General features: G+C 66.8%; 17 protein-coding genes and 1 tRNA gene. 7 read left to right on the forward strand and 11 right to left on the reverse strand.

The features are described 5' to 3' along the window. Nucleotides 1-144: 144 nt before the first annotated feature. Complete coding sequence (locus VARPA_RS25965; RefSeq protein WP_013543568.1) at nucleotides 145-1176, reverse strand: Bug family tripartite tricarboxylate transporter substrate binding protein; 1032 nt, start codon at nucleotides 1174-1176, stop codon at nucleotides 145-147. Between the two features lie 254 nt (nucleotides 1177-1430). Here VARPA_RS25965 and VARPA_RS25970 point away from each other — a divergent pair. The 4 genes from VARPA_RS25970 (at nucleotide 1431) to VARPA_RS25985 (ending at nucleotide 2926) form a co-directional block, all read left to right on the forward strand. Beyond that, nucleotides 1431-1505 (forward strand) — tRNA-Arg (locus VARPA_RS25970). A gap of 268 nt (nucleotides 1506-1773) precedes the next feature. Beyond that, on the forward strand, nucleotides 1774-2043 hold the full coding sequence (locus VARPA_RS25975; protein WP_013543569.1) for a type II toxin-antitoxin system RelE/ParE family toxin: 270 nt from the start codon (nucleotides 1774-1776) through the stop codon (nucleotides 2041-2043). Between the two features lie 40 nt (nucleotides 2044-2083). Next, on the forward strand, nucleotides 2084-2437 hold the full coding sequence (locus VARPA_RS25980; protein WP_013543570.1) for a HigA family addiction module antitoxin: 354 nt from the start codon (nucleotides 2084-2086) through the stop codon (nucleotides 2435-2437). 150 nt (nucleotides 2438-2587) lie between these two features. Beyond that, nucleotides 2588-2926 carry a hypothetical protein gene (locus VARPA_RS25985; RefSeq protein WP_013543571.1) on the forward strand — a complete coding sequence of 113 codons (339 nt, stop codon included), beginning with the start codon at nucleotides 2588-2590 and terminating at the stop codon, nucleotides 2924-2926. 169 nt (nucleotides 2927-3095) lie between these two features. Here the strand turns inward: VARPA_RS25985 and VARPA_RS25990 are convergent, their stop codons facing one another. From VARPA_RS25990 to VARPA_RS26000, 3 genes are all read right to left on the reverse strand, one after another. Continuing rightward, the gene (locus VARPA_RS25990) at nucleotides 3096-3302 is read right to left on the reverse strand and encodes a hypothetical protein (protein ID WP_013543572.1); all 207 of its coding nucleotides are present in this window, start codon (nucleotides 3300-3302) and stop codon (nucleotides 3096-3098) included. 114 nt (nucleotides 3303-3416) lie between these two features. After that, nucleotides 3417-3938 carry an STM3941 family protein gene (locus VARPA_RS25995; protein ID WP_013543573.1) on the reverse strand — a complete coding sequence of 174 codons (522 nt, stop codon included), beginning with the start codon at nucleotides 3936-3938 and terminating at the stop codon, nucleotides 3417-3419. A 191-nt stretch (nucleotides 3939-4129) separates the two neighbouring features. Beyond that, a complete protein-coding gene (locus VARPA_RS26000; protein WP_013543574.1) occupies nucleotides 4130-4570 on the reverse strand; it encodes a winged helix-turn-helix transcriptional regulator in 441 nt (146 codons plus the stop codon). A 75-nt stretch (nucleotides 4571-4645) separates the two neighbouring features. On the opposite strand from VARPA_RS26000, the gene VARPA_RS26005 reads away from it, so the two are divergent. Further along, nucleotides 4646-5071: a nuclear transport factor 2 family protein gene (locus VARPA_RS26005; RefSeq protein WP_013543575.1), complete on the forward strand. Its 426-nt coding sequence runs from the start codon at nucleotides 4646-4648 to the stop codon at nucleotides 5069-5071. A 142-nt stretch (nucleotides 5072-5213) separates the two neighbouring features. Next, nucleotides 5214-5585 carry a hypothetical protein gene (locus tag VARPA_RS26010; RefSeq protein WP_013543576.1) on the forward strand — a complete coding sequence of 124 codons (372 nt, stop codon included), beginning with the start codon at nucleotides 5214-5216 and terminating at the stop codon, nucleotides 5583-5585. Between the two features lie 479 nt (nucleotides 5586-6064). On the opposite strand, the gene VARPA_RS26015 is transcribed toward VARPA_RS26010, so the two are convergent. From VARPA_RS26015 to VARPA_RS26040, 6 genes are all read right to left on the reverse strand, one after another. After that, nucleotides 6065-6811: a lysophospholipid acyltransferase family protein gene (locus VARPA_RS26015; protein WP_013543577.1), complete on the reverse strand. Its 747-nt coding sequence runs from the start codon at nucleotides 6809-6811 to the stop codon at nucleotides 6065-6067. A gap of 18 nt (nucleotides 6812-6829) precedes the next feature. Then, on the reverse strand, nucleotides 6830-8113 hold the full coding sequence (locus VARPA_RS26020; RefSeq protein WP_013543578.1) for a dihydroorotase: 1284 nt from the start codon (nucleotides 8111-8113) through the stop codon (nucleotides 6830-6832). Continuing rightward, complete coding sequence (locus VARPA_RS26025) at nucleotides 8110-9072, reverse strand: aspartate carbamoyltransferase catalytic subunit (protein ID WP_013543579.1); 963 nt, start codon at nucleotides 9070-9072, stop codon at nucleotides 8110-8112. Before VARPA_RS26025 ends, VARPA_RS26020 begins: the two co-directional genes overlap by 4 nt. Further along, nucleotides 9072-9569 (reverse strand): bifunctional pyr operon transcriptional regulator/uracil phosphoribosyltransferase PyrR, encoded by a 498-nt coding sequence (gene pyrR, locus VARPA_RS26030; protein WP_041944022.1) that lies wholly within the window; start codon nucleotides 9567-9569, stop codon nucleotides 9072-9074. Before pyrR ends, VARPA_RS26025 begins: the two co-directional genes overlap by 1 nt. 5 nt (nucleotides 9570-9574) lie before the next feature. Beyond that, nucleotides 9575-10000, reverse strand: a complete 426-nt coding sequence (gene ruvX / locus VARPA_RS26035; RefSeq protein ID WP_013543581.1) for a Holliday junction resolvase RuvX — start codon at nucleotides 9998-10000, stop codon at nucleotides 9575-9577. 118 nt (nucleotides 10001-10118) lie between these two features. Next, on the reverse strand, nucleotides 10119-10718 hold the full coding sequence (locus tag VARPA_RS26040) for a YqgE/AlgH family protein (protein ID WP_013543582.1): 600 nt from the start codon (nucleotides 10716-10718) through the stop codon (nucleotides 10119-10121). On the opposite strand from VARPA_RS26040, the gene VARPA_RS26045 reads away from it, so the two are divergent. Continuing rightward, entirely contained in the window at nucleotides 10719-12218 is a 1500-nt protein-coding gene (locus tag VARPA_RS26045; RefSeq protein ID WP_013543583.1) for a cryptochrome/photolyase family protein, read from the forward strand. A gap of 45 nt (nucleotides 12219-12263) precedes the next feature. Here VARPA_RS26045 and VARPA_RS26050 read toward each other — a convergent pair whose 3' ends face one another. Further along, complete coding sequence (locus VARPA_RS26050) at nucleotides 12264-18293, reverse strand: Hpt domain-containing protein (RefSeq protein WP_013543584.1); 6030 nt, start codon at nucleotides 18291-18293, stop codon at nucleotides 12264-12266.

The raw sequence follows: 18293 nt of genomic DNA on the forward strand, positions 1-18293 counted from the left end.
GTTCACGCTGAGCTTGTCGAAGCGCCGCGCAAGGCTTCGACAAGCTCAGCCCGAACGGGCGGCGAGGCGAAAGAGCCCGTGCATCCTGAGCCTGTCGAAGGGAGCCCGAACGGTTGTCGTCAATTCATCGACCGCGAGTCCGGCTTACTTGTTGCTGGCCAGGAAGCCCGCGTCCGACATCAGCGTGCGGTGCGTCGTTTCGGCCGTGGTGAGCCAGTCGGCAAAGGGCTTGCCGGTCATGAAGGTCGGGTTGAAGGCACCCTTCTCCATGTATTCCTTCCACTCCGGCGTGGCGGCCACCTTGGTCAAGAGGTCCGTATAGAACTTGAGCTGCTCGGGCGTGACGCCGGCGGGCATGAAGATGCCGCGCAGCATCGTGTACTTGGTGGGCACGCCCGCTTCCTTGCAGGTGGGCACGTCGTTCCACGATTGCGTGTCCGTCACCTTCGCCTTGAAGGGCATGCGCTCGTCGTCGAACACGCACAGCGCGCGCAGCTTGCCGGCGCGCCATTGCGCAACGGCTTCGATCGGGTTGTTGACCGTCGAATGCACGTGGCCGCCCACCAGCTGCACCGCGACTTCGCCGCCGCCCTTGAAGGGCACGTAGATGAACTTGGTGCCCGTGGCTTTCTCGAGCGCCACGGTGATGATCTGGTCTTCCTGCTTGGAGCCGGTGCCGGCCATCTTGAACTTGTTGGGGCCCGCGGCCTTGGTCGCCGCGATGTATTCGCCGGCCGTCTTGTAGGGCGCGTCGACGTTGGTCCACAGCACGAACTGGTCGAGCGCCAGCATCGCGACGGGCGTCATGTCCTTCCAGTTGAAGGGCACGCCGGTGGCCATGGGCGTGGTGAACAGGTTCGACAGCGAGATGATGATCTTGTGCGGATCGCCCTTGGCTTCCTTCACCGCCAGAAAGCCTTCGGCGCCCGCGCCGCCCGACTTGTTGACGACGATGAGCGGCTCTTTCATGAGCTTGTATTTGATGACGATGCCTTGCAGCAGCCGCCCCATCTGGTCGGCGCCGCCGCCGGTGCCGGCGGGGATCACGAACTCCACGGGTTTGGACGGCTCCCACGCGAAGGCGGGGGTGGCTGCGGCCAACGCCAGGACGGCCGCGCCAAGGGCTTTTGCAGGCCAGCTGCGGACGGCCTGCGAAGCGATGTTTTTCATCGTCATGTCTGTCTCCAATCTGTGTAGGGTTCGCCCTTTTTTATTCTTGGATCTGAGCGGAGATACGAACAGGGCGGATGTTGCGCGCACGCGTTCCGCGTCGACTTGACCGTGGTCAACTTCTTGGAGATTTCGTATCGGGGTTAGCCCGCGCTGGCCGGTTTTTTGCAGTGCAGCGAAGCGGCGGCGGGAACCCTATAAAATCGCGGCGCGCACCGGCAACCCCTCGCCGGCCGGCTACCCAGCCCATCGCGCCAGATGTCTTCGTAGTTCAATGGATAGAACGGGGTCCTCCTAAGACTCAGATACAGGTTCGATTCCTGTCGAAGGCACCAAAAACCCTGTCGTTTCTCAAAAGTTTTTTGGCCCGGACAAAACCGGGAACTTGCTCCTTGCCGAACAGCACATCCGTTGGTCTGAGCGTCAAACCAAACGGGACGGCCGCAAGAAGAAAAAGCAAGCAAGCGATACCCGGAATACAGCATTCATGCGGTAAGCCGCTGAATCAGCGGCGGTTTGAGCATGAACTTTCCACCTGCCTTGAAACTCATCCCATACTGCCCCAATTTATACCGTTGAACGGTAAGCAGCATACAATCACCCATGGCAATTCAATCCTTCTCTTGCCCCGACACCGAACAGCTGTTCGTCACTGGCAAGAGCGCTCGGTTCGCCAATATCAAGGATGTTGCGGCGCGAAAGCTGACACAGCTGGATGCAGCGCCATCACTGGTATTCATGAAGATGCCGCCCGGAAACGACTTGAAGTTCTATGAAGATGCCTGGCACATCAGGATCAACCAACAGTGGCGGCTGATCTTCAAGTGGAGTGATGCGGGTCCATATGACGTGAGGATTGATGACCCGCACTGACCGGCCAGTCAGCCGAAATCTCCCTAGAAAGGGCAACTCGATGTTTAAAAATGGAATGCGCCCGGTTCACCCGGGTGAAGTCCTCCGCGAGGACTATCTAAAACCTCTTGGCATGACTGCCAATGCGCTGGCGAAGGCGCTGCATGTGCCGGCATCCCGCATCAATGACATCGTGCTCGAACGCCGAGGCATCTCGCCGGACACCGCGCTCCGCCTGACCCGCTACTTCGGCGGCGAAGAGGCCGACGCGGTGGGCTGGGTCAATATGCAAGCGACCTACGATTTCAAGATCGCGCAAAAGGCCGTCGGCAAAGCGATCGCAAAGGAAGTGAATCCGCGCGCGGGTCTTGCGGCGGCCATGGTTAATGACGAGCGTTTTGCCCTGGGCGCGTGACGAACTTCAAGCAGTGAACGCCGCGTCTCAGGGCGCGTCGCAGTCGAAATTGACCGCGATTACTGAGGCAAATTCAGGCGGCTGGAACGGTGGTGGAACACCGAACCAGCCTAACCACAACGTGCAACCTCTTGGGAGAACCCGCACATCATGGCTAAGAAGAAGTCTATCAACGGCGCCACAAGCGCCCCGACCACCACCGCCGAGCCCAACACGCCGGCAACGCAACTCCCGCAAGCAAAAGATTTTCTCGACACCCCTCGTCGCGAAGTCATCCGCATCGCAGCCTGCGAATCACTCGACTGGCTCGTCATCCTTCAAGCGCTCTCCGGGTCCGCCACCTTCGACCCGGAAACGCTGGACAACAGACTCCCCGGCATCCTCAAGCACTTGGCGGAATTGAGCAGCGTCGTCCTCTCCGCCATCGACGACCCGAGCCACAAGACCGCTGCGCTGCGCCAGAGCTTGAGCCGAGCCGGCGCGACGTGAATCGGTGAATCAAGCCGCTGCCATGCAGCGGCTTTTCTTGCGGACTCAGCGCGGCTTGTCGCCGGAAGACGGGCCGCGCGCGTGGCGCCATATTGCACGCCGTTCAACTGCGGCTGGATGCGCAGGAAACGCAATCGAAAGAGCGACGGCATCGCCCTTTCACATTCACTCACTCAGGCTTGGTGGGCACGGTCCGCTCTTCGATCCAGTGCGTGCCTTCGCCGAAGACCTCGTTGCCCACCTCGGCCATGATCTCCAGGTCGCGGCGCAGCGCGGCGGTCTCGGGTTTCCAGCTCGCAGCCGCCTGGATCTGATGCTTGAGGTGGCTGACTTCCAGCGACCAGCCCAGGCGAATCTCTTTCACGACGGCCGTCATTCAGCAACGCGCATTGCGCGGCAGATGTGCAGCGTGCCAGCCCCGCCAAGGGCGCTCAAGCCGAGCGCTGCCTGCCCGCTGTGCCTGCCTCATCGCCGTGCGCCGCCTGCGTCGTCACACGCGGGGCGCAACCGCCGCGGCCTGCCTGAAGCGCTCGATGTGCGCCAGCACTTCTTCGAGGGTCACGGGCAGCGCGATCCGGGGAATGTTGATGACGAAACCCACGAGCGACGAATTGGCCTTCATCAGCATGCGCTTGAAGGGCGAGGCCTTGGCAAGGTAGTCCTTCGGATTGCGCAGCGACACGCCGAGAAACTTCTGCTGCTGGAAATGCACGATCTGCGCATCGGTGATGTCGGACCACGGGATGAAGCCTGCGGACAGGCCCGATGCGTTGTCCGTGATGCCGGCGAGATCGATCGTGATCGCCGGCTTTCTCGACACGACCCGGCCCAGTGCAAAGAGCCCGACCGCGCCGAAGAAGACAATGCTGGCCCATCCGCTGAGCCAGCCCATGAACTCGTCGCCCCGGATGGGATTTCTCAGCAGCCAGACGCCCCCGGCTACGAAAAGGACCGAGCCCACGAGGAGCAGGCTGACGCGCAGGCGGCTTGGATAGATGACGACAGGAGTCATTGGAAGCAGTTCCGTCCCTGGAAATGAAAGCTGCGGCAGATTAACGCCTTCGTGCGGCAACGCAAAACAGCCGGCTTGCGTGGGCCGGATGGCGCGGTTCTGCGGAAGGTGCTTGCGAGGGGAAACGGGGTGCTGCAGCGAGTGCGGGCATGAACGAAAGAATGCGTCGAGCCCTCAGTTGCCCCTGCTGCTCAGCGGTTCTTTGCTGCCGATGCCGGGGCGCTCTCACTCGCCACCGCTGCCGCCGCATCGAACGTCGCCCGATTCCGGAGCACGTCCTCGATGTTCCGCTCCGCCCAGAGGCGCAGTTCTTCCAGCGTGGCCGCGAGCGATTCGCCCAGCGGGGTCAACGAGTACTCGACCTTCGGCGGCACGGTGGCGTAGACCTCGCGGCGCACGATGCCGTCGCGCTCCAGCGAGCGCAGCGTTTGCGTGAGCATCTTCTGCGACACGCCCTGGATCTCGCGGCGCAGTTCGCCGAAACGTCGGGTGCCGCCGATCAGCAAGCCCACCACCAGCGCAGCCCATTTGTCGGCGATGCAGTCGAGCACCTGCCGCGTCGGGCAAGTGGCGAGGTACGGGTTCCAAGCCGGGTGAGCGGCGGGTTGCGGGGCTTGCTGTTGTTCTTCCATGGTCACTTCGAGGTGCCTTGGGCACGTTGGGGTGCGTTCTTGCGGGAGGGAATGCGGGTGGCTATTGTCCGCGCCATGAATACGAACACCACCATCGACACCACCACAAACCCGCAGCAGAACATCGAACTCGTCCGCAGCTACTTCGACGCCATCGCCAAGGGCGACTTCGATGCAGTCGGAAAGATCTTCGCGGACGACATCGTCTGGCACCAGCCGGGCAGCGGCAGCCTCTCGGGCACGCACCGGGGCAAGGAAGCCGTCTACGCGCTGCTGGGGCGCTTCATGGAGCGCAGCGGTGGGAGCTTTCGCATCGACAGCGTCGGGCCGCTGATGGCGCAAGGCGACCGGGTCGCGACGCCGCTGCACTTTTGCGCGGAGAAGCCGGGCGCGTCGATGGCGATGTCGGGCGTCGACGTGCTGCGCATCGACAGCGGGCGCATCTGCGAGGTGTGGCTGTTCTCCGAAGACCAGGCGGCGGAGGATGCGTTCTGGGGTTGATGGGCTGTCCCGCGGCGCCATCGTTTCGCAACGTGCGTGACATTTGGGAACGGTACTTCACCTGAGCGATGTGAGCGGCATCGTGCGCAGGGGCGTTGGACACGACATCAGGGCTGTTTCACGCCCCGCTTCAGGAGATGAAATGTCGATTCCCCGAACCGTTCTCAAGCTGGCCGCCGCAGGCCTTGTCGCCGCAGGCGCCTTGTTCACCGGCGCATCGGCCAATGCGGAGACCCATTGGTCCATCGGCGTCAACCTGCCGGGCCTGGTGGTCGGCCAACCGGCACCGGTCTACTACGAGCCGGCCCCCGTTTACTCGCGGCCGGCGCCGACCTACTACCAGCCCCCGGCGCCTGTGTATTCCACGCCCGCGCCGGTGTACTACGAGCCTGGTTCACGCTGGGAAGAGCGTCGCGCGGAGCGTTGGGAAGAGCGCCGTGCGGAGCGCCGCGAATGGCGTCGCCGGCAGTGGGAGCGCGAGCAACATCGCCGGTATTACGAAGATCGCGACTGATCCTTCGGATCAACGGCGCACGTAGCTCTTCGCGCCGCTGTCGCTCGGGCAGTGCCGGCCACCGCCCGCTCCCTCCGTCGCAACACGTCTGCTCGTGTTCCCCAGGGAACCCATACCGGCGGGTCTCAAACCTGGGTCGCGCTGGCGCGCTCCTGGTGATGGCGATCGGCTTCTTCGTGATGCAGAGCCAAAGCGGCGGCGGCTTGTAGGCACGCGCCCACGCGCAAGGTTTGCCTTCTCCCGCAAGCACCGGCCGAACGCGCGGCCAATGTGGAGGCCTACTTAGCTCACGGAGACTTCGATCATGAAAAGCATCATCCTTTGGCTCTGCGGCGTGCCGATCATCGTGATCATCGGATTGAAGATCTTCGGCATCCTCTGACGCCTTCCCCGCGTTCCCGCTTCCTCCTCACGGCGCATCCGTGCGTCGTTCAAGCGCCCTTTCGAGGGCGCTTTTTTTGCGGCTGCCGCTCAGCGGCTCAATGTGTTTCGCGGCGCAGCTGCTGCACGTCTTCATGCAGCGACTGCGCCCAGGTGCGGCGCTCGCGGCCGTGCGAATCCTGCGGCTCGCCGAAGCGCACGATGGCCAGCAAAGGCGGCGCGCGCAGCGTGTTCCAGAGCGAGGTGAGCAGGTTGTCGTCGTCGATGTAGCGCGGCGCCTGGCTGGTTTCGCCGGTGGCGGCATCGGCGAAGCGCAGCGCGGCGGGCAGCACCGGTGCACCGGAAGAAATCGCGGCCTGCAGCAAATTGGCGTGGAACGGCAGCAGCCCGCGGCCATCGCTCGTCGTGCCCTCGGGGAACACGCCGATCATGTCGCCCTCGCGCAGTGCCTCGGTCATGTGGTGCACCACGCGCAGCGCATCGCGGCGGCGTTCGCGCTCGATGTAGAGCGAGCCCGCGCCGGTCGACAGCGTGCCGATCACCGGCCAGTGCTTGACCCCCGACTTCGACACGAAGCGCACATGCCGCGCCGCATGGATGGCCGTGATGTCGAGCCACGACAGGTGGTTGCTGATGATCAGCACCGGCCCTTGGGTCGGCGCCGTGCCCTGCACCTTGAGCGTGATGCCCATGATCTCGAGCATGCGGCGCGACCATTCCTGCACGCGCGCGTTGCGCTCGGCCTGCGACATCTTCGGAAACGCAAATCGGATCGTCCACCAGCCGCCCAGCGCATGCCCGACCGCATGCAGCAACCGCCAGCAGGCCTTCAGCGAATGAAGCATGGCGCGTGGATTTCGTTCTCAGCCGTGGACGACGCGGCCCGCGACCAGCGTGTGGCGCGCACGGCCCTGCACCGGATAGCCGGCGAACGGCGTGTGCTTGCCCTGGCTCTTGAGCTGGTCGGGCTGCACCTGCCATTCGAGCGCGCTATCGACCACGCACAGGTCGGCGACACCGCCTTCGACCAGCCGGCCGATGCCAGTGCCCGCATCGACGGTGGCCAGCAGACGCGCAGGCGCGGAGGTGATGACCTCGATGGCCCGTGCGATGCCTGCGCCGCTGCGCTCGCCCCATTGCAGCGCGAGCGGCAGCAGCAGTTCGAGGCCGGTGGCGCCGGGTTCGGCTTCGGCAAAAGGCAGCGTCTTGGCATCGGCCTCGACGGGCGTGTGATCGGACACCAGCGCGTCGATGGTGCCGTCGGCCAGCGCGGCCGAGAGCGCGTCGCGGTCGCCCTGCTGGCGCAGCGGCGGGTTCAGGCGCGCGCGGCTGTCGAAGTAGCCGATGTCGGTGTCGGCCAGGTGCAGCGAGTTGATGCTGACGTCGCAGGTCAGCGGCAGCCCCTGCGCCTTGGCCGCGCGCACCAGCGCCACGCCCGCGGCGCTGGAGATGCGGCACAGGTGCACGCGCGCGCCGGTGCTCTTCATGAGCTCGACGATGGTGAAGATGGCGATCGTCTCGGCCGACACGGGCACGCCCGAGAGGCCCAGGCGCGTGGCGAGCGGGCCGCTGGCGGCCACGCCCTTGCCGAGGTCGCGGTCCTGCGGGCGCAGCCAGACGGTGTAGCCGAAGGTGCTCGCGTAGAGCAGTGCGCGCTGCAGCACCTGCGTGTCGGCGAGCGGCACGTCGGCCTGGCTGAAGCCGATGCAGCCGGCCTCGGTGAGTTCGGCCATTTCGGTGAGCACGCCACCGGCGAGGTTGCGCGTGAGCGCGCCGAGCGGAAAGAGGCGCGCGCGCTGCAGCTTCTCGGCGCGGAACTTGAGCATTTCGACAAGGCCGGGCTCGTCGAGCACGGGGTCGGTGTCGGGCGGGCACACAAGGCTTGTCACGCCGCCGGCGATGGCCGCGGCCATTTCGCTCTCGAGCATGCCTTCGTGTTCGTACCCCGGCTCGCGCAGGCGCGCGGCGAGATCGACGAGACCGGGGGCGACTATGCAGCCCGTGGCGTCGATGGTGCGGTCGGCCTTGAAGCCGGCCGGCGTGTTGCCGATGCCGGCGATCTTGCCGTCGGCGATGGCGATGTCGGTCTTCTTGTCGGTGCCCGAGGCGGGGTCGATGACGCGGCCGTTGGTGATGAGAGTGTTCATGCTTCGTTACCCGCCACGATGCTCATGACGGCCATGCGGACTGCGATGCCGAAGGTGACTTGCGGAAGGATCACGCTCTGCTTGCCATCGACCACGGCGGAGTCGATCTCCACGCCGCGATTGATGGGCCCCGGGTGCATCACGATCGCATCCGGTTTCGCCAGTTGCAGCTTCTCGGGCGTGAGCCCGTAGGTCTTGAAGAACTCTTGCGACGAGGGCAGCAGCGCGCCGCTCATGCGCTCGTTCTGCAGGCGCAACATGATGATCACGTCGCAGTCCTTGATGCCTTCTTCGAGCGTGTGGCACACGCGCACGCCCATGCCGGCCATGTCGCCGGGCACGAGGGTCTTGGGGCCGACCACGCGCACTTCGGCGCAGCCGAGCGTCGTCAATGCATGGATGTCGGAGCGCGCCACGCGCGAGTGCAGCACGTCGCCGACGATCGCGACCGTGAGGTTCGCGAAGTCTTTCTTGTAGTGGCGGATCGTGTACATGTCGAGCAGCCCCTGCGTCGGGTGCGCGTGGCGGCCGTCGCCGGCGTTCACCACGTGCACATGCGGCGCGACGTGCTGTGCGATCAGGTAGGGCGCGCCCGATTCGCTGTGGCGCACCACGAACAGGTCGGCCGCCATGGCGCTCAGGTTGGCAATGGTGTCCAGCAGCGACTCGCCCTTGGTGGCCGAGGAGCGCGCGATGTCCAGGTTGATGACGTCGGCCGACAGGCGCTTGGCCGCGATCTCGAAGGTGGTGCGGGTGCGCGTGCTGTTCTCGAAGAACAGGTTGAAGACGCTCTTGCCGCGCAGGAGCGGCACCTTCTTCACCTCGCGGTCGCTCACGCTCGTGAAGTTGGCGGCGGTATCGAGGATGTGCGTGACGATGTCCTTGGGCAGGCCTTCGATCGACAGCAGGTGGATGAGCTCGCCGTTCTTGTTGAGCTGCGGATTTCGCTTGTAGAGCATTACTTGCTTTCCTCCACCTTGAGGCTGAACGAACCGTCGTCGGCGCGGGCCAGAGCCAGCAGTTGGGTGTCGGGCAGGGTGAGCTTGGCGGCCGCGAAATCGGCGGCCACCGGCAGCTCGCGCCCGCCGCGATCGACCAGCACCGCGAGCCGCACGCAGGCTGGGCGGCCGAAGTCGAACAGCTCGTTGAGCACCGCGCGGATGGTGCGGCCGGTGTAGAGCACGTCGTCGAGCAGCAGCACGTCGGTGCCGTTCACGTCGAAGGGGAGCGAGGTCTGCGCGCTGGCCGAAAGGCCGCGGCGCGCGAAGTCGTCGCGGTGCATGGCCGAGGAGATGACGCCGGGCGCGCCGGGCAGGCCCAGGTCTTTTTGCAGCCGCTCGACGAGCCAAGCGCCGCCGGAGGTGATGCCGACCAGCTTGGTTTCGGGGCGCAGCAGCGCCTTCACGCCGGCCAGGAGGCCCGTGTAGAGCCCTTCGGCATCGGGAATGGCGGAAATGGAACTCACGGGAGACTCCTCAAAAATTGCTCCAGGATGATGCAGGCCGAAGCGGCGTCGGCGTCTCTGGCGCCGGAAGACAGCGCCTCGGTCGTGCTGTAGCGCTCGTCGACCTCGAACACCTGCAGGTTGAAACGGCCGCGCAACTGGCGCGCGAACTTCTGCGCGCGGCGGGTGTTCTCGTGCGGGGCGCCGTCGGGGTGGTAGGGCACGCCGATCACCAGGGCGTCGGGCTGCCATTCCTTGATGCGGGCCTCGACCTGCGCGAAGCGGGCATCGCCCTCGGCCTTGATGGTGGCCTGCGGGGTGGCCGATTGAAGCAGCCGGTTGCCGCTGGCCACGCCCGTGCGCTTCAGGCCGAAATCGAAGGCCAGGAAGGTCTGGAAATGGGGCGGGACGGGAACAGATGAGGACGCAGCACTGTCGGACATCGCCGGTCCACTCACAGGGGGCCGCCGCGCACGGCCGCCCGAAGCGGCCGGCCCGCCCCCGGTAGGGGGTTGGCGAAGCGACACGAAGTGCGCGAAGACTGGGGGCGAGCCGAGGTCATCATGCGTGTCCGGCGTCGGGGGAGAGCTTCCAGGCTTCGAGGCCCAGCAACATCAGCGCCTTGTCGTAGCGCTGCTCGATCGGGGTGTCGAAGATCACGGCCGGATCGGCGCTCACGGTGAGCCAGCTGTTCTCGGCCAGTTCCGATTCGAGCTGGCCCTCGCCCCAGGCCGAATAGCCCAGCGAGACCAGCACCTTGCGGGGGCCGGCGCCGGTGGCCAGGGCCTCCAGCACGTCCTTGGAGGTGGTCATCTCCAGGCCGCCGGGAATGGTCATGGTCGAGGCGTAGACCGATTCTTCGGGCTTCTCGGCATGGGCGAAGACCGGCTCGTGCAGCACGAAGCCGCGCTCGGTCTGCACCGGGCCGCCCTGGAAGACGGGCGCTTCGCCCAGCTCGGGGCGGGACAGGTGCAGCTCGATCTTCTCGAACAGCACCTTCAGGTTGATGTCGCTGGGTTTGTTGATCACCAGGCCGAGCGCACCGCGCTCGCTGTGTTCGCAGAGGTACACGACGCTGCGGTTGAAAGTTTTGTCTTCCATCCCGGGCATCGCTATCAAAAAGTGATGCGTGAGGTTCATCGGGGCAGAATCGGCGGCCATATGCCACCCATTTTACTGGCCGTCGACAAGACCTATCCCAAGGGGCTCATGTGGTTCCGCCGCGACCTTCGCGTGGACGACAACGCAGCGCTCTACCGCGCCCTTCGCGCCTGCCGCCAGGTGGTCTGCGTTTTCGTGTTCGACAAGGCGATCCTGGACCCGTTGCCCAGCGCCGACCGGCGGGTCGAATTCATCCGCGAATCGCTGCTGGAACTCCAGGCGGAACTGGGCGCACTGAGCGGCGGGCTGATCGTGCGGCACTCGCACGCGGTGCAGGAAATCCCCGCGCTCGCGAGCGACCTGGGCGTGCAGGCCGTGTTCGCCAACCGCGACGACGAGCCCGATGCGCTGGAGCGCGACGCCAAGGTGCTAGGCGCGCTGGCCAACGCGGGCATCGCCTTTCACACCTACAAGGACTCGACCGTCTTCGACCGCGACGAGGTGCTGACCAAAACCGGCCAGCCCTACACCGTGTTCACGCCCTACAAGCGGGCCTGGCTCGCAAAGGTGGATTCGTTCTTTCTCAAGCCCTACCCGGTGCGCGGCCACGCCGATGCGCTGGTTCCGCCGCCGCAGGCCTACCGCGAGCCGATGCCCTCGCTGGGCGAATTGGGCTTCGAGAAGACCAACCTCTCGGCGCTGGAGATCCCGACCGGCTCGCTCGGCGCCGGCGTGCTGTTCGAGGATTTCTTCGAGCGCATCGACCGCTACGACGAAGCGCGCAATTTCCCCGCCGTGCGCGGCCCCAGCTACATGGGCGTGCACCTGCGCTTCGGCACGGTGTCGATCCGCCAGGTGGCGAGCGTGGCGCACCAGCTCTCGCTGCAGGGCAACGCGGGCGCGGCGACGTGGCTGAGTGAACTGATCTGGCGCGACTTCTACTTTCAGATCCTCACGCACTTCCCGCACGTCCACAAGGACGGCGAATCCAAGAGCTTCCGCCCCGAGTACGACAAGATCCAGTGGCACCACGGCAAGCATGCCGACCAGCTCCTCGACGCCTGGTGCGAGGGCCGCACCGGCTATCCGCTGGTCGATGCGGCCATGCTGCAGATCAACCAGAGCGGCTACATGCACAACCGCCTGCGCATGGTGGTGGCGAGCTTCCTCTGCAAGGACCTGGGGCTGGACTGGCGCCGGGGCGAGCGCTACTTCGCGCTGCACCTGAACGACTTCGAGCTGGCCTCCAACAACGGCGGCTGGCAATGGGCGAGCTCCAGCGGCTGCGATGCGCAGCCCTACTTCCGCATCTTCAACCCGGTGACGCAGAGCGAGCGCTTCGACCCCGAGGGCAAGTTCATCCGCCGCTACCTGCCGCAGCTCGCGCGGCTGTCGAACGCGGCGATCCATGCGCCGTGGACGGCATCGCCGGTCGAACTGGAGGCGGCGGGCATCAAGCTGGGCGAGACCTATCCCTTGCCCGTGGTGGACCATGCCGAGGCGCGCGAGAAGACGCTGCAGCGCTACGGCGTGGCGCGGGCCAAGGCGCTGCAGAAATAGAAAAAGGCCCCGAAGGGCCTTTCTCTGGATGAGCGCCGGAGCGCGTCAGGCTGCGGCTGCCAGCGTCGGCTCGGTCGTGTACGCACGCACCAGGCGCAGCAGTTCCTCTTCCGAGTAGGGCTTGCCCAGGTAGTGGTTCACGCCCAGCGTGCGCGCGTAGTCGCGATGCTTCTCGGCGATGCGCGAGGTGATCATGATGATCGGCAGCTCGGCCAGCGCGGCATCGGCGCGGATGTTGCGGGCCAGGTCGAAGCCGTCCATGCGCGGCATTTCGATGTCCGACAGCACCACCGACGGACGCTCCTGCTGCAGCCGTTCGAGCGCCTGCAGGCCGTCGGCCGCGAGCGACACGCGATAGCCTTCGCGCTGCAGCAGACGCTGCGTCACGCGGCGCACGGTGATGGAGTCGTCCACCACCAGCACCAGCGGCACTTGCGGCGCCACCGGGGCCAGCACCGGCATCGGAACCTGCGGTGCGTCCTGGTCGGCCGTGGCCGACGCGGCGTGCGCCGGCGCCACCAGCGCGGCGGCCTGGCGCTGGCGCGCCTGTTCGCCGTGCACTGCCGCGAGCGCCACCGGGTTGTAGATCAGCGCCACAGCACCCGAGGCCAGCACCGAGATGCCGGCGAGACCGGGCAGCCGCGCGAGCTGCGGGCCGAGGTTCTTCACCACGACTTCCTGGTTGCCCAGCACTTCGTCCACGTGCAGCGCGACGCGCTGTGCCGCGCTTCGCACGATCACGAGGGTGTTGTTCTTGGCACCGGCATGCCCGCTGCGGGCCGAGGCCTGCAACAGCGCGCCGGCCCAGTAGAACGGCACCTGTTCGCTGCCGAACGGATGGCTGTTGTGCAGATAGGCCGCTTCCAGGTCGGTGCCGCTCACGCGCTGAACCAGTTCCACGAGGTTCGACGGAACGCCGATCGACACGTCGCCGGCACGCAGCATCACCACGTGCGTCACGGCGGTGGTCAGCGGCAGCACCAGCTTGAAGGTGGTGCCCTGGCCGGGCGTGCTGTGCGTTTCGATGCGGCCGCCGAGCGCCGCGATCTGCGCGCGCACCACGTCCATGCCGATGCCGCGTCCGGACAGCTCGGAGACCTGTCCAGCCGTCGAAAAGCCGGGCTTGAAGATCAGCTCGGTGGCTTCTTCGGGCGTGAGTTCCTGGTCGCTCGCCAGCAGGCCGAGTGCGCGTGCGCGCTCGGCAATCCGTTTCTGGTCGAGGCCGGCGCCGTCGTCGCGGAAGCTCACCGAGACGTCGTTGCCTTCGTGGTGCAGGTCGATGACGATGAGGCCGCTGGCTTCCTTGCCGGCCTTCTCGCGCGCCGCCGAATCCTCGATGCCGTGCGCCACGCAGTTGCGCAGCAAATGCTCGAAGGCGGGCGTCATCCGGTCCAGCACGCCACGGTCCATTTCGATGGAGCCGCCGACGATGTCTAGCCGCACCTGCTTGCCGGTGTCCTTCGACGCCTGGCGCACCACGCGGTAGAGGCGGTCGGAAATGCCTTCGAACTCCACCATGCGCGTGCGCAGCAGGCCGCGTTGCAGTTCGCGGGTCTGGCGGGCCTGGACGCTCAGGTCGTCTTCCGTCGCCTGCACCGTCTTTTGCAGCGTGCGCTGCACGGTGGCCACGTCGTTTACCGACTCGGCCATCATCCGCGTGAGTTCCTGCACGCGGGTGAAGCGGTCGAACTCGAGCGGGTCGAAGCTCTGCTGCGAATCCTTGGCTTGCGCGAGACGCGACTGCATCTGGCTTTCGGCCTGCACTTCGATGTCGCGCAGCTGCTGGCGCAGGCGGTCCAGGTTGCCCGTGAGGTCGGACAGCGATCCGCGCAGCTGGCCGAGTTCGGCTTCGAGGCGCGAGCGCGTGATGATGACCTCGCCGGTCTGCGCGACCAGGCGGTCGAGCAGTTGCGTGCGGATGCGCACGGCCTGGCCCGATGCAGCGCGCAGCGGCGCGAGCAAGGCGGGCGCCGGACGCGGCTGCAGCATCGTGACGGCCGGGCCGGCGGCATCTTCCGACGCATCGGCGACCGGAGCGGCTTCTTCGTCGTTCGCCGGCACGCCGCCTTCGGGCGCCACCTGAACCAATTGGATGGCCGGCGAAGGCGCGGTGGCCGCGGCAACGAGTTGGGCCATCTCGACCTGCGTGGCATCGTCGGCCGCGCGCAGCGCGTCGAAGGTGGCTTGCAGGGCATCGAGGCGGGCCAGGAGCTTTTCAATGTCGGCCCGCTCGGCGCCCTGGGAGCCCAGGACTTCGATCTCGGACTCCATGCGGTGCGCGCGTTCGCCCAGGCGCATGGCGCCGGCCAGTCGCGCACTGCCCTTGAGCGTGTGCAGCGTGCGCAGCACCGAGGCGCGCGGCGCGCTGTCGTCGGGATGGTGCGACCACTGGCGAAGCGCTTCGCCCAGTTGAGGCAGCAGGTCGGCGGCTTCTTCCTCGAAGATCGGGAAGAGGTCGGCATCGACCGCATCGGCCAGGTCGATGGCGTCTTCGGAATCGTCCAGCGCCACGTCGGCGATGCCGTCGCTGGTGGACACGATCTGCTGGAACGGCCGGACTTCGCTGCGCACGGCGGCTTCGAGCGGCATGGGGGCTGCCGCGATGTCGCGCAGCGCCTGCAGCGTGCCTTCGGCCGGATCGCGCAGGAACCCCACGGCGAACTGGTGCAGCAGGCGACGCAGCTCGTCGGCCGCGGCGACCAGCACCACGCCCTGTTCACGCGTGCCGCTGCCCTGCATCTGCAGATGCTGCAGCGCCGATTCGAGCAGGCGCGCCATCCCCGAGAGGCTGTGGAAGCCGACGGTGGCCGAACTGCCGGCCAGCGAATGCGCCAGCGCAATGGTCGAGTCGGGCAGGCGCTCGTGCGATTCGAGTGCCCATTCGCCGACGTCGGTGGCCAGTTGCCTGGACCATTCGTCGGCTTCGTTGAGGTAGACGTTGTAGAGCGCGATGCCGATGCGCAGCGGGCCGATCACCTTGACTTGGTCTTCGGCGCTGGCGGAGGCGGAGAGTTCTTCTTCCGCCACTTCCGCGACTTCCGCAACTTCCACGGATTCCGTCACCTCGATGGCTTCCACCGTCTCGACGGACTCGTGTGCGGCAACAGGCTCCGGCGTTTCTTCTTCGGCCACGATGGCCGGCGGCTCGGCGGGCGCTTCGACCGGGGCCTCTACCGCAGCCACGGCTGCGGGTTCGGGCTCCGGCTCAAGAGTCAGTTCCAACTCGGGCAGCGCCTCCAGCGGAGGCAGGGCCATGTCGTCGGCCTTGGGCTCGTTCGCCGGCACGGGCAGCGGGTTCAGGTCCCAGGCGAAGTCCGGCAGGCTGGTGGCGGTCGGCACCGTCGCCTCGATGCTCGCTTCGGGCTCGACGGACTTGGGCTGCGCAGCGGCCGGCTCGGCAGGCGCCGGCGTCTTCGCGGGCGCCAGGAAATCGAAATCGTCACCGGTGGGCAGCGCCTCCAGCGGTGCGGGCGAGGTGGGCTGCTTCGTCTCGAAATCGATGAAGTCGGTGGAGGTGAAGTCGTCGTCCGCCTCAGCGGACACGGGCTTCTGCGGCTCTTCTTCGAGCGCGGGCAGTTCGGGGAACGGCTCGGGCGCGGCCTGCACCGGGAGATCCGGCAGGAACGACAGATCGGGCAGCGGCGGCAGCTCGGGTTCGGCGGCGATGTGGCGGGCAGCCACGGCCAGTTGCTCGGCGTCGGCCACGCGCACCGGCGGCGGCACGGGTTCGCCGGCCATCAGCGCATCGGCCACGCGGCTGAACGGGCCGGCCTGCCAGGAATGCGATTCGCCCGAGGCGATGGCTTCGACCCACTGGCCGAAGTCGCGCAGCGTGCGTTCGGTGGCCGACAGCATCTCCGGCGTGGCGGGACGCTGGTCGGCCAGCCAGGTGTTGAGCACCTGCTCGAGCGACCAGGCGGCATCGCCGAAGTCGGTGAGGCCGACCATGCGCGAGCTGCCCTTGAGCGTGTGGAACGCACGGCGCAGGATGGTGAGCTCTTCGATGTCGTCCGGATGGCTGCCCAGTTCGGTGATGGCGGCCAGGCCGTTGTGCACCACCTCGCGGGCCTCGTCCAGGAAGATGTTCTGGAGGTCGTCTTCTTCCAGCTCGGTGACTTCGGTGTCGGGCAGTGCGCCCGGTCCGGTGATCTTGGAGGTCCAGCTCTCGGCCTTGCGGCTGAATTCCTCGAGCGGCGTCGGCTTGGTCTTCTTGGCGGGCGTGGCGAGCGCAGCGAGCTTCGAGGCGATCTGTGCGTCGACTTCCTCGATGCTGAGCACGGGTTCGGCCGCGGGGGCCGCAACGTCGCCTTCGTGGCTGTCGGCGGCCTGGCGGCCCATCAGCGGCTTGAGTTCGCCGGCCTCGGTGTCGAACACGAACAGGCGCTTGGCCAGCGCGGGCTGGTAGCCCAGCATGTCGATCAGGAAGCCCAGCGCGCCCAGGTTGTTGCCGAGCGCGTCGAAGCCGGCCATTTCCTCGGCGGGCGAGGTGCTGACCAGCATGGCCTCGACGTCGTCGCGCATGCGCTGCACGGTGAGCGCCGCCTGGTCGAGGCCGAGCACGGAGAACACGCCGCGCATCTGCATCAATTGCGTCGGCACGGTGCGCAGCAGCCCCTTTTCGGCGGGACGGCGGAAGTACTGGTCGAGCGACTTCTCGAGTTCGCTCAGGTGGCTGCGCAGCTCGTCGACCACGGTGCCCATGGTCTGGCGATCGCTCACGCGGCGGTACAGATCTTCCATCCACGGCTCGAGCGGCTCGGAATGGCCGCCCGCGCGCACGCGTTCGATGCGGCCCGCGAGCTGCAGCGTGCGGGAGGTGAGCTGCGGATCGCTCGGATCGAGGTCTTCGAGCGCGGCTTCCAGGTACAGCACCGAGGTGGCGACTTCCATCGCCAGTTCGGTGTCGGGCGGCTGGCCCGACTTGACCGAGGCCTCGACGGCATGCGACAGCGCCTCGACCATCGGCAGGCTCGGCGGATGCAGCTTCTGCAGCGATTCGCCCAGCTGCGCGAAGGTGTCGGCCACCTGGCGCGTGCGGGTGATGTCGCCGCCCGAGAGCGCCGACCACATTTCCTTGGCGGTCTCAATGCGCTTGCGGGCCTGCGTGAGCACCAGCGGATCGAAACGGCCGAACTGCTCGACGGTGTAGTCGATGTGCTGCTCGTGGGCGACGCCCCAGGCGCTGCGCACGGTGCGCAGCGTGGCGGCTTCGTCGCGGGCGGTGGGCACGGCCTGCGCGCAGAAGAACAAAAGGTCCTGGCCGAGACGGTCGGACACCAGGCTGTCGCCGCGTGCCAGCGTGGCGTACTGCAGCAGCACGCGCGTGGCGGCGCGCTTCACATACGAATCGGCGGGAATGAGGCCGAGCGACAGGGCTTCGAAGAAGCCCGCGGCCAGCGTCCAGAAGCTGGCGACGCGGGGCAGCAGCGCGCCGCGTCCGAGCCCCAGGCACAGGCCCTGCAGGCGCTGTGCGGCCTGCACGTCGCCGACCTTGACCAGCTGCAGCACTTCGCGGTCGAGCCGCGAGCGCACGGCCGGGTCGTAGGCAACGGCGGCTTGCGTGAGCGCGGGCTTGACCTCGACCCAGCGCCAGGCGGTGCTCCAGAGATCGGCCGGATGAACGCGCTCGTTGCCGCCCAGTTCCAGCACATCGCGGTATTGGGGAAAGAGCGCGACCGACGACACGGACTTGCCGGCCAGCAGCGCACTGAGGAAATCGGTGACGGCGAAGCCGGCACGCTCGATCTTCAGCACGGCGCTGTCGGTGCAGCGCTGCGGTTCGGCAATGAAGCCCTGCACCGCGAATTCGATGGCGCCGAGCACCAGCGCGGGCGACGAATGCCCGACCATCTGCAGCGCACCGACGGCCTGGTGCAGTTGCTGGCGGGCCATCTGCAGCGGGCCGCTTTCGGGCTCCGTTGCACTGCCCACGTCGCGCACGAAGCGCCGCAACGACTTGCCCACACCGTCGAGGGATTTCTGGATTTCTCCCAGCACCCAGGCCAGCGGCCCGAGGTCTTCGGTGGCCGGCAGGTTGCCGGCGATGGGGGCCGTGGCAGGGGTTTGAATCGACAC

Origin of the sequence: Variovorax paradoxus EPS, from assembly GCF_000184745.1 — a bacterium.
GTDB lineage: Bacteria > Pseudomonadota > Gammaproteobacteria > Burkholderiales > Burkholderiaceae_C > Variovorax > Variovorax paradoxus_C.